Source organism: Parahaliea mediterranea (assembly GCF_017255185.1).
In the GTDB taxonomy this organism is placed as follows: Bacteria; Pseudomonadota; Gammaproteobacteria; order Pseudomonadales; family Halieaceae; genus JAFKCZ01.
In genome coordinates this window covers 171504-182999 of record NZ_JAFKCZ010000005.1, presented here as the reverse complement: position 1 = coordinate 182999, position 11496 = coordinate 171504, and the positions used below count along the sequence as shown (strand labels likewise).

Here is an 11496-nt window from a genome sequence, read left to right as displayed (position 1 = left end):
CAATTATCGCGAGCTGGCGCAGGCCAGCACTGACGCGGCGCGATCGCCGGGCACGGGTCAACGCCCGTGACGGGTTCGGCCGCCCTCGTTCAGGCAACAATCAGGCGAAAATGGGGGGGCGTTCGAGGCGCGAGCAGACGGGTTCGATGGCCCGCGCGGGGATCGGCGGCAGCTGTGCCGCGGTGGGCGGGAGTCGCAGGGAGGTCACCGCGCAGGGCAGCGCGGCCCCGGTGAAACAGGCCTGCATGGGACAGTGTTCGCTGTCATTGCAGCAGTCGCCATCCATCGGCATCGCCGCGGTCTTCTCCGCCGCCATTCCGGCGTGGGCGGCGTGATCCGCGTGGCCGCCGGCGGCATCCATAACCTCGGCCCCCGTACACGCCGCGGCCGCGCCCACCTGGGCGAGCAGGCTGAGGGCGAACAGGAGACCGGTGATCAAGGCGCGCAGGCGAATCGACATGAAACGCAGTATAGCCCCGCCCGGAGCAGGGATAAAGCGCCGGATGCCATCGCCGGGACAGGGGTGGTACAGTGGCCAGTCCACTCGCAACCCGCGCCGCCGCGCGCCAGTCCCCCATGAATACCGCCGCCTGGCCCTTCGACAACAGCTACGCCGCCCTGCCGGAACACTTCTATACCCGCCAGGCACCGACCCCGGTGGCGGCCCCCGGCCCGGTGCGGGTCAATCGCGCCCTGGCCACGACGCTGGGCCTGGACCCCGACTGGCTGGCCTCCCCGGCCGGCACCCGGGTGCTGGCCGGCAACGAAGTCCCCCCGGGCGCCGCCCCCCTGGCGGCGGTCTACGCCGGCCACCAGTTCGGCAGCTACAACCCCCAGCTGGGGGACGGCCGCGCCATCCTCCTCGGGGAGGTCATCGACCGCGCCGGCGAGCGCTTCGACATCCAGCTCAAGGGGGCCGGGCGCACCCCCTATTCCCGCGGCGGCGACGGCCGCGCGCCGCTGGGCCCGGTACTGCGGGAGTACGTGGTCAGCGAGGCCATGGCGACTCTCGGCGTGCCCACCAGCCGCGCCCTCGCGGCGGTCACCACCGGCGAGACCGTCTACCGCGACCGCCCCCTGCCCGGCGCCGTGCTGACCCGGGTGGCGCGCAGCCATATCCGCATCGGCACCTTCGAATTCTTCGCCGCGCGCCGCGACACCGACGCCCTGCGGGCGCTGGCGGACCATGTGATCGCGCGCCACTACCCGGCGCTGCGGGACGCGGCCAACCCGCCCCTGGCGCTGCTGCAGGGTGCTGTCGAGCGCCAGGCGGCGCTGGTCTCGCAATGGCAACTGCTGGGCTTCATCCACGGGGTGATGAACACCGACAACATGCTGCTGTCGGGGGAGACCATCGACTACGGCCCCTGCGCCTTCATGGACGCCTTTCACCCGGACACCGTGTTCAGCTCCATCGACCACGGCGGCCGCTACGCCTACCGCAACCAGCCCGCCATCGCCCACTGGAACCTGGCGGTGCTGGCCCAGAGCCTGCTGCCGCTGCTGCACGATGACCCCGAGGAAGCGGTGAAACTGGCCCAGGGGGCGGTGGACACCTTCCCCGATCACTTCCTCGCCGCCCACCAACGGGGACTGAACCGCAAACTGGGTTTGACCGAAGCCCGCGAGGGCGACCGCGAACTGGCCGAGGAACTGTTCGAGCTGATGGCCGGCGAGCGCGTGGACTTCACCCTGTTCTTCCGCCGCCTGGCGGACTTCGCCGCTCCGGACAGCGCCGCCGCCACCGTCGAGGACCTGTTCCCCATGCCCGCGCGCTTTTTGCCGTGGATGCAGCGCTGGCAGGCTCGCTGCGGGCAGGAAAGCACCGGGGCCGGCGAGCGGCAGGCGGCGATGTACCGGGCCAACCCCGCCTTTATCCCGCGCAACCACCTGGTGGAGGAGGCCATCGCCGCGGCGGTGGACAACGGCGATTTCACCCCCTTCCACGCCCTGGTGGAGCGCCTGGCCGCGCCCTTCGACTACGACCCGGCGGACCGCCGCCTGGCGCTGCCTCCCACGCCCGAACAGATGGTTCACCAGACGTTCTGCGGGACCTAGCGGAACCCGGCGTCCGCGGGCACACCCTGTCGCAACTGCGAGCTTGCGGGGGCCCGCGACCGCTCGTAATCTCGTGGCATACACCGCATTCAAACAACAAGGTGCGCGCCCGATGAAAGAATCCCATGCCCTCGGCCCCACGGATCCACCGCTTCGCGATATCACCCTGGGCGAGCTGCTGGCCGAGGCCGCCAGCCAGCGCCCCGACCGGCCGGCCCTGATCGCCGGCGCCCCCGACCCCGGCGGGCGCCGCCAGTGGACCTACGCCGAGCTGTACGCGGACGCGCTGGCCGTGGCCCGCGCGCTGGCGGAGGAATTCGAGCAGGGCGAGCGCGTCGCCGTGTGGGCCGGCAATGTCCCCGAGTGGGTGATACTCGAGTTTGCCGCGGCCCTGGCCGGGCTCGTGCTGGTCACCGTCAACCCCTCCTTCCAGGCCCGGGAGCTGAGGTATGTACTCACCCAGTCCCGCGCCAGCGGCCTGTTGGTACAGCGCGATTGCCGCGGCAATCCGCTGCTGGAACACGCAGGGCGGGTGCGCGGCGAGTGCCCTGAACTGCGCTCGGTGACCTGCCTAGACGACTGGGACGCGCTGCTCGCGCGCGGCCGCGCCAGCAGGGCGGCACTGCCCTCGGTGCGCCCCGGCGACCCGGTGATGATCCAGTACACCTCCGGCACCACCGGTTTTCCCAAAGGCGCCCTGCTGCACCACCGCGGCCTGATCAATGTCGCCCTGCACAGCGCCGACCGCCAGGGCCTCGGCGAAGGCGGCGCGCTGGTCAACCCCATGCCCCTGTTCCACACCAGCGGTTGCGGACTGCTGGTCCTGGGCGCGGTGGGCGCCCGGGCCACCCTCATCCTGCCTGAGCAGTTCGAGCCCGGGTTGATGCTGGAACTGATTGAGACCTACCGCGCCAAAAACCTGATGGGCGTCCCCACCATGTTGGTGGCCATGCTCGAGCACCCGGACTTCAAGCGCCGCGACCTGTCCTCCATCGCGGTGATCGGCTCCGGCGCCGCCACCGTGCCCACCGCCCTGGTACAGCGCCTGGAGCGTGAACTGGACGCGCCCTTTGTGATCGCCTTTGGCCAGACCGAGTGCTCACCCACCGCCACCAACACCCTGCCCGGGGACAGCATCGAGGACAAAGCCAACACCGTCGGCCCGCCCATGCCCCACACCGAGGCCAAGATCGTCGATCCGGAGACCGGCGCCACGGTGCCGGTGGGTACCCTGGGGGAGTTCTGCACCCGCGGCTACCACGTGATGCTGGAGTACTTCGACATGCCCGAGGCGACGGAGCAAACCATTGACGCCGATGGCTGGCTGCACACCGGCGACCTGTGCACCATGGACGAACGCGGCTACTGCAGCGTCGAGGGCCGGCTCAAGGACATGATCATTCGCGGCGGCGAGAACATCTACCCGCGGGAAATCGAGGAGGCCCTGTTCCGCCACCCCAGCGTGGGCGAGGTGGCCGTGGTGGGCCTGCCGGACGCGCGCTGGGGCGAGGAGATCGGCGCCTTTTTACGCCCGGCGCCCGGCGCCGAGCTGGACCGCGAGGCCCTGTTCGCCTACCTGCGCCGTGAGCTGTCGGCGCAGAAGACCCCGCGGCTGTGGTTCGCGGTGGAGGCCTTTCCGCTGACCGGCTCGGGCAAGATCCAGAAGTTCAGGTTGCGGGAGTTGTGGCAGGCGGGGCAGTACCCGCCCCTGGGCTGACAGGGGCCGGGCGACCCGCCTGGGGCGACCCGCTTAGACTCCCCGGCGGCGAGGCAGTATAATTGCGGGCGATTCGGCCCCCCGCCGGGCCGGCACCACCGCCACCCGAACGCAACCTGAGCCCGAGCAGCACTTTGACTATCGAATTCTTCGGCAAGACCCTGTCCGGACCCTTCACCGTGCCCTCGGGCATCGTGACCACCGCGGTCCCCATCATCCAGTATGTGTTCGACCACATGCCCGAAGTGGGCGTGGTCACCACCAAGAGCATCGGCCTGGAGCCCCGCCTGGGTTACCGCGAACCGGTGTTGAGCCAGTACGCCCCGGGCTGCTTCGTCAACGCCGTGGGCCTGACCAACCCCGGGGCGCACAAATCCGCCGAGCTGATGGCGCAGCTGCGGGTGCCAAAGGACCGCTTCCTGCTGACCTCCATCTTCGGCGGCAGCGTGGAGGAGTTCGTCGAAGTGGCCAAAATCCTCGCCCCGGTCTCGGACGGCCTGGAACTCAACCTGTCCTGCCCCCACGCCAAGGGCTACGGCATGGCCATGGGACAGGACCCGGAGATGGTGCGTGAAATCACCGCCGCGGTGAAGGCGGTGGTGGATATCCCGGTGATCCCCAAGCTGACTCCCAACGCCCCCAACATCGGCGAGATCGCCAGTGCGGCGGCCGCGGGCGGCGCCGACGGCTTCTGCGCCATCAACACCGTCGGCCCCGGCTACACCTCGGCCCACGGTCACCCGGTGCTCAGCAACGGCGCCGGCGGCATGTCGGGCAAGGGCGTGCTGCCCATCGCCCTGAAGTGCGTGCGCGAGGTGGCCGCGGCCACCGGGCTGCCGATCATCGGCTGCGGCGGCGCGAGCAGCGCCGACGATGTGCGCGCCTTCTTCGACGCCGGCGCGGCCGTGGTGGGTGTGGGTTCGGCGCTGATCGGCTTGACCACCGACGAGATCGCCGACTACTTCCGCACCCTCGCCGCCGACCTCGACAGCGGTCGCGACCGCGCCGAGGGCCTGGTCCAGTACGATGTCGACATGCGCTTCCGCCCGCTGACCCTGGTTGGCAACGAGCGCGTGTGCGAGGACATCTGCATCCTCACCTTCGACCGCAAGGTCAACGTACAGGCCGGCGAATTCATCTTCCTGTGGATTCCCGGCCTCGGCGAGAAGCCCTTCTCCGCCCTGACCGACGACCCCTTCTCCCTGGTGGTGATCGACGTGGGCCAGTTCACCCACGCGCTGATGGACCTGGCCCCGGGCACCGAGGCCTACGTGCGCGGCCCCCACGGCATTCCGGTGGCGCCGGCGGAGGACGCCACCATCATGGCCGTGGCCGGCGGCACCGGCCTGGCGGCGGTCTACCAGATCGCCCGGGATTTCGGCAACGCCCACGTGTTCGCCGGCGCCCGCAGCGCCGAGCGCCTGTACTTTGTGGACGAGTGCCGCCGGATCGCCGAGGTGCACGTGGCCACCGACGACGGCAGCGCCGGCTACCACGGCGTGGTCACCGAGCTGCTGCGCGAGCACCTGCAAGGCCTGTCCCGCGAGGAGCTGGACAAGCTGGTGTTCTACAACTGCGGCCCGGCGCCGATGGTGCGCGCGGCGGACGCGGTACAGCGGGAATTCTGCGGCGAGGAGCAGATCTTCAACTCCATCGACTACCTCACCAAGTGCGGCGTGGGCATCTGCGGCGCCTGCGCGGCCCCCGACGGGCGCCGCCTGTGCGTGGACGGCCCCTTCCTCGGCGCGGCCCTGTAGGATCGAGAGCCGGCCCCTCTTTTCGGGTCATTCATTCGACCACCGCACGGGCGGAATGAATTCCGCCCTACAGGGATACCCCTCCTGTAGGGTCGAATTCATTCGACCAGGGCGCAATACATTGCGCCCCACAGAATCCCCTCCCCCCCTGTAGGGTCGAATTCATTCGACCAGGGCGCAATACATTGCGCCCCACAGGGGTAGCGCTGTTATCCTAGGCGACCCTTCCGAAATAGATCTCCGACCATGGCCAACGGTATCCACCACGCCCCCTGGGAACGCGCTTTCGACCGGCTGCTGACGCCGCTGGAAGAGTTCATCCACCGCCAGACCACCAGCGGCATACTGCTGATGGCTTGCGCGGTGATCGCCCTGGTCATCGCCAACAGCCCGCTGCGCGAGAGCTACGAGCACTTCCTGCACACACCGGTCAGCCTCGGCTTTGGTGGCGGCGCCTTCTCGCTGTCCATCCATCACTGGATCAACGAGCTGCTGATGGCTTTTTTCTTCCTGGTGATGGGCCTGGAACTCAAGCGCGAGCTGCTGGTGGGCGAACTGTCATCGCCGCGCCAGGCGCTGCTGCCGATCGCCGCCGCGGTGGGCGGCATGGTGTTTCCCGCGCTGGGCTACTACGCTCTCAATCCCTCCGGGCCCGCGGCCGCCGGATGGGGCATCCCCATGGCCACGGACATCGCCTTCGCGGTCGGCGCCCTGAGCCTGCTCGGGGCGCGCGTACCCAAATCGCTGGTGACCTTCCTCATCGCCCTGGCCATTGTCGACGACCTGGGCGCGGTGGCGGTTATCGCCCTGTTTTATTCCAGCAATCTCGACCTGGTGACGCTGCTGTACGTGGCGATCTGCACCGCCGCCCTGGTGTGCCTGAACGCGGTGGGCGTGCGCCGCATGTTGCCCTACGCCGCGGTGGGCACGCTGCTGTGGACGGCGATGCTGGCCAGCGGCATTCACGCCACCATCGCCGGTGTGATCATCGCCTTCTGCGTGCCGATCCGTCCCAAATTCCACCCGGAGACCTTCATCGACCGGGTGGAAGACGCCTCGCGCAAAATGCGCAAGGCGGTGTGGGACAACCCGGATATCATCCACAACAACCGCTTTCGCGCCCTGGTGACCTCCCTGGAGGACGGCGTGCACCTGGTACAGGCTCCGGCCCAGCGGGCGGAGCACACCCTGCACCTGCCGGTGGCCTACCTGATCATCCCGGTCTTCGCCCTGGCCAATGCCGGCATTCCCATCGACTTCGCCGGTTTCGGCCGCTACCTGGACAACAGCATTACCCTCGGCGTGATCTGCGGGCTGCTGCTGGGCAAGCCCCTGGGGATCGCCGGCTTCACCTGGCTGGCGGTCAAGCTGGGCTGGGCGGAGCTACCCCGCGACCTGCGCATGGGACACATCATCGGCGTGGGCCTGCTGGCGGGCATCGGCTTTACCATGTCGATCTTTATCGCCGACCTGGGCTTCGCGGGCCGCCCCGAGGACTTGTTGATGGCCAAGACCGGCATCCTGCTGGCCTCGCTGCTGGCCGGACTCGGGGGCTACTTCCTGCTGCGGCACCTGGGGCGCTAGCGCGCCTAGGCCGCCGCCGCGCCGTCGGCGCCCAGGCGACCGCTGGCCTTGCGCGCCTCCACCAGGCACATCGGGTCTTCCCGCAGCCGGTCCCACAGGGCCAGGATAGTGCGGTACAACTGATCCGCGCGGCTGCCCGCGGGGATATTGCCGGCGTCGTCGCCATAGCGGCGGCGCAGATGGCGCAGCAGGTTGTAGCAGGTGGTCATCTGCCCGGCGCTGACCAGAACGTCCATCTCGCCGTGCCCGCGGTAGTTCACCGAGGGGTTTAGCCACAGGGCGGTGCGGGTGTTGCCCGCAAGATCGACGATCTGCCGCATCTCGTCGGTAGGCGCCGGAATGCCCGGGTCCAGCTTGTGGGTATCGAGCAGGGTGAAAATCTCGTTGGTCATGATGCGGCTGGGCAGGGAGTGCTCATCCAGGGTGGAGGAATACACCGTGCTATAACCGAGCTGGCGGATACGATTCATGAAAATCTTCGCGGTGAGCGCCATGGTCGAACCCACCCGCAAATTCACCATCCGCGCGGCCTCTCCCAGGCGAACTTTTTTCAGGTAGTGCCAGGGCCGGCGCTTGAAGGCCGGCATCACCGACGCCATTTCCCGGTTCAGGCGCACGATCTGCAAGCGCACCCAGATCATCAGCGAGGCCAGGCTCAGGCACACAAAGGCGGGCACCGCAAAGGACAGGGCGTCGTGGATGGTTCCCCAGCCGCCCCGCTCCCAGTTCTGCCACAGCTCCACCAGGTTATCGCCGGCGCTCAACACCATCAGTATCGTAAGCACCCAGGCAAAGGCGTCGTACCAGCCGAGGGTGCGGTTGGCGAAGAAACCCGGCTTGCTGTCCGGTGAGGGCAGTGGCTTCGACGGATAGAAAGTATCGCTGCGCACCGGCGTATCGGAAATGACGAACAGGCGCAGGTGGCTCAGGTCGACGCCGTTGTCCTCGTCCACCTCGGTGGATTGACTGCTGCTGGCGCGGGCAAAGCGGCGCAGCCAACCCTGCCATTCCTCCACGGTTGCCGGCTCCAGGTCCGCGCCCTCGTCGCGCTCCACGCAGGCCTGCGCGCGGTGGCGGGCCCGATCGCGGCGCAACATGGCCAACAGGATGCTGGTAACACCCTGGTTGTCGTAGACGCCGCCGTCCATCAGCGCGACACTGCGCTCGCCGGTCTGCTGCTCAATGTAATCCGCCACCTGGGTGCAAAAGGGCCGCCCGGGCTTGTCGTCGTCGGGCCAGTGAAAATCCTCCGGGAAGAAAAGCGGCTCCATACCCGCCGGAATACAGGCCGAAGCGGCCATGACATCCGCCATGCGCATCGCCCTCGCATGCTCCTCGGTCACGTGCACATGGCCGTTGCCGATCAGGCAGCGGAACTGGCTTTTCTGGAAACGAAAGGCAGTGCCGGTCTTGAACTCGGTGGCGTTGAACATGATCTCCGACAGGTGGGAGTCAACCTGGTCCCAAAACTGGCCGAAGCTATGGGAACTGTAAAAGCGGCTGAAATAGGCCTCGTGCAGGACGTTCGCCATGGCCGTAATCAGGTCGCGACGGCCCGAGGGAAACAGCGCGGCACCGGCATTCACCCGACTCAGGATTTCCTCCATGGTATTCAAGCCCGGCAGGAACTCGTAGAGGTTGTCAAAGCAGTCCTGGAAACCCTTGCCCTCCTGTTGGCACAGCGCGTAGCTGGTGCCTGTCAGGCTGCCGCCGGACACCGAGGAGAGGATGTGGACGTTTTGCAGCAACCCGGCGCGATCCAGCATATCCAGCACACCGAGGTGGAATCCCGTGGCGCGCAGGCCGCCACCCGATAGCGACAGGGCGATGTGCGACAGCAGGCTCTCGTCGTTGGGGTCTTCGCAACACGCGCCGCCAGAATCGGAGTGTGTGTGCTGATGGGTGTGCGCCGTCATGGTTGAGCTCCCTGTTGTGGTTTCCAGGCCGAACCGGCCGCCAGCAGGCGGCGGTCATCGATGCGCTGCACCTCCCATACCAATCCCAGCGCTTCGAACAGGCAAATGACCCAGTAGAACATGTCGATCTCCCACCAGCGCAGGCCAGCCCGCGCCGAGCGGGGAAAGCGATGGTGGTTGTTGTGCCAGCCCTCGCCATAGGTAAGCAGCGCCACCACCGCGTTATTGCGGGAATCATCCCGCGTGGCGAAGGCGCGACGGCCCCGGCAGTGGCAGAAATAATTGACCGCGGAGCTCTGGTGCAACAGCAACACGCCGGGCAGGCAACCGCCGATGACCATCATGCCAAAGCCGCCGATGGCGAAGAGTATCGCGCAGACCAGTAGCGCCGGCAGCGCGCCGTGGCGGTAGAGCCAGTCCAGCTCGGGGTAGGCCAGCCAGCGCCGCGCCTCGTGGCGAATGCGGGTGTCGCTGTAACCGCAGTCAATCAGGCTGCCGAACCAGCATTGCCACCAACCCTGGCGGGGCGCGTGCACGTCCCCCTCGCCATCCGAATGCCGATGGTGCAGCCGGTGCTTGCCGGCAAAATGCACCGCATTGCCAAAGGACAGGGCCGCCATCAACGCCAGCGCGAACTGGAACACGCGGCTGGTGCCAAACGCACGATGGGCAAAGTAGCGGTGCATGGCCACCCCCACGCCGATGGCGGCGAGGGGGTAAACCATCGCAAAGGCCCGCCAGTCCGCCGCCGTGGTGCCGCGCCACAGGGCAATGAACACCAGCAGATGCAACGCGGCGATGCCCCCGGCGCGATATGCCTTGCGGCCGCGGCTCACCGCAGCTGCACCACTTCCGCGGTCTGCTGTCGCCGCACCGGCGGCAGCACGTCGTCGGCCACCGCGGGATTCACTTCGCCGCCCCAGTCCACCAGGTTGGTGGGGTTGAAATAGTGGCGATAGCGCTCCGCCACCGGCAACCGCGGACTGTAAACGCCGTCCAGCACCTCGGTGCTGGAAACGTGGGTGCGCTTCACCTTCCGCCGCAACGCCGCCCCCGGCCCCAACACCGCGGTGGGCGCCATGATGGCCGCGGTGGCCAGGCTCGACAGCAGCATCTGGTCGCGGTTGAGGGAATGCCGGTAACGGCGCAGAAAGCGCGCCTGATGCCGCAGGAAGCGGCCGCGATAGCCCGCGAATCGCCTCCCTCCACGGATAAAGTCGACCACCGCGTCGCGCTCGTCCATCGGCGCCAGGCTCAGGGTGGAGCCCTCCATGTGCCGCATATGGGTATTGGGAAGCAACAGGCCCTGCTCCAGGCAGTCGCGGAAAAAGGGCGTGCCGGGGAAGGGGATCGCGGTGAATATGAAATTGGGGGGCGGTATTTCGGGATTGTCGCAGATGATTTCCAGTTCGCGATTCATCTGCGCCAGGCTGTGACGCGTGGGGTCGTAGACCAGGCCGTACTGAACCAGCACGCCGCCATCGCAGGCCCGGCGCAGCAGCTCTGTCTGGCTGTAGCGGCTGTTCTGCTTCTTGTTCTGCTCGCCCAGCCACTGGGAGTCGTCGAAGGACTCCACGCCGACAAACACCGAAATGCAGCCCGTTTCCCGGGCGAAATCGATATTCTCCTGATCCCAGAAGAAGGTGTCGGTGACGAAGCCGCTCCAGTACTTGAACTGGCCGGTCTCCCGGCGGGCCTGGAAGCGCATGATGCGCTCGCGGAAACTTTCCGGCCCCGAGCCCATGATCTGGTTGTCCTGGAAGAAGAAGATCGGGCGCTTGCCCATGTTCTCCATCTGCGCGTCGAGGTAGTCCATGGGCGGCACTTCGTAGCGCCGCCCCACCCCCGTCAGGCTGCAAAAACCGCACTGGAAGTTGCAGTTGCGTGACGACTCGGCGTAACCCAGGCGATTGATCCAGTAGGCCAGGTCATAGCGCGGGTTGAAGGCCTCCGCCACATAGGCGGGGCCCAGGGTTTCCCGCGCCACGTCGGCGATCTCATCGACGTCGCCCAGGCAGGTGTAATCGAAAAACTGCCGCGAATAGGTCGGCAGCGCGCGCACGCCGTGGCCACCGGCGGCCACCACCACCCGCGGGTTGCAACTGCGGGCGTAGGCGGTGAGATGGAGCAGGCGATCGAAGGCCGCGGTGAGGCCGGTCAGTACCAGCAGGTCCGGCCACTTGAGCAGTTCGGGAGCGAACACCTCGAGAAAGCCGCTGTTCACCTCGTTGTACAGGCGGATATCGCAGGTGTCGGCATTGAAGTAGCCCGCCAACAGGGCCGGCGCCACCGCGTTGGGCACCTGGTTGGAACGCTTGATGGCCATGCGTTCGTCGGGAAAGAAACAATTGACGATCAGTATTTTTTTTCGCTGCGGCATGTGCTGGTAATCCCTTACATTGCAGAGCGGGTAAACGACCCGCCATTGGGGGCCCCACCATTGGCGGCCCCGCCAAATATCAGC

8 protein-coding genes are annotated in these 11496 nt (G+C 67.5%); 4 read left to right on the top strand and 4 right to left on the bottom strand.

What is annotated here, in order from left to right; translation table 11 throughout:
• Positions 1 to 100 precede the first annotated feature (100 nt).
• The gene (locus JYP50_RS07720; RefSeq protein ID WP_206559920.1) at positions 101 to 544 is read right to left on the bottom strand and encodes a hypothetical protein; all 444 of its coding nucleotides are present in this window, start codon (positions 542 to 544) and stop codon (positions 101 to 103) included.
• On the opposite strand from JYP50_RS07720, the gene JYP50_RS07715 reads away from it, so the two are divergent.
• From JYP50_RS07715 to nhaA, 4 genes are all read left to right on the top strand, one after another.
• Positions 532 to 2058, top strand: coding sequence for a protein adenylyltransferase SelO (locus JYP50_RS07715; protein WP_347136742.1), 1527 nt, complete (start codon positions 532 to 534; stop codon positions 2056 to 2058). The two genes, JYP50_RS07720 and JYP50_RS07715, sit on opposite strands and share 13 nt — an antisense overlap.
• Positions 2059 to 2170: 112 nt before the next feature.
• A complete protein-coding gene (locus JYP50_RS07710) occupies positions 2171 to 3775 on the top strand; it encodes an AMP-binding protein (RefSeq protein ID WP_206559919.1) in 1605 nt (534 codons plus the stop codon).
• A gap of 134 nt (positions 3776 to 3909) precedes the next feature.
• Positions 3910 to 5532, top strand: coding sequence for a tRNA-dihydrouridine synthase (locus tag JYP50_RS07705; protein WP_206559918.1), 1623 nt, complete (start codon positions 3910 to 3912; stop codon positions 5530 to 5532).
• A gap of 246 nt (positions 5533 to 5778) precedes the next feature.
• Positions 5779 to 7116 (top strand): Na+/H+ antiporter NhaA, encoded by a 1338-nt coding sequence (nhaA, locus tag JYP50_RS07700; protein WP_206559917.1) that lies wholly within the window; start codon positions 5779 to 5781, stop codon positions 7114 to 7116.
• Between the two features lie 5 nt (positions 7117 to 7121).
• Here nhaA and JYP50_RS07695 read toward each other — a convergent pair whose 3' ends face one another.
• The 3 genes from JYP50_RS07695 to JYP50_RS07685 are packed head-to-tail and all read right to left on the bottom strand — an operon-like array spanning position 7122 to position 11412.
• Entirely contained in the window at positions 7122 to 9032 is a 1911-nt protein-coding gene (locus tag JYP50_RS07695) for a patatin-like phospholipase family protein (RefSeq protein ID WP_206559916.1), read from the bottom strand.
• Entirely contained in the window at positions 9029 to 9868 is an 840-nt protein-coding gene (locus JYP50_RS07690; RefSeq protein ID WP_206559915.1) for a fatty acid desaturase, read from the bottom strand. Before JYP50_RS07690 ends, JYP50_RS07695 begins: the two co-directional genes overlap by 4 nt.
• Entirely contained in the window at positions 9865 to 11412 is a 1548-nt protein-coding gene (locus tag JYP50_RS07685; protein WP_206559914.1) for a B12-binding domain-containing radical SAM protein, read from the bottom strand. The genes JYP50_RS07690 and JYP50_RS07685 overlap by 4 nt, the downstream gene beginning before the upstream one ends.
• Positions 11413 to 11496: the final 84 nt, after the last annotated feature.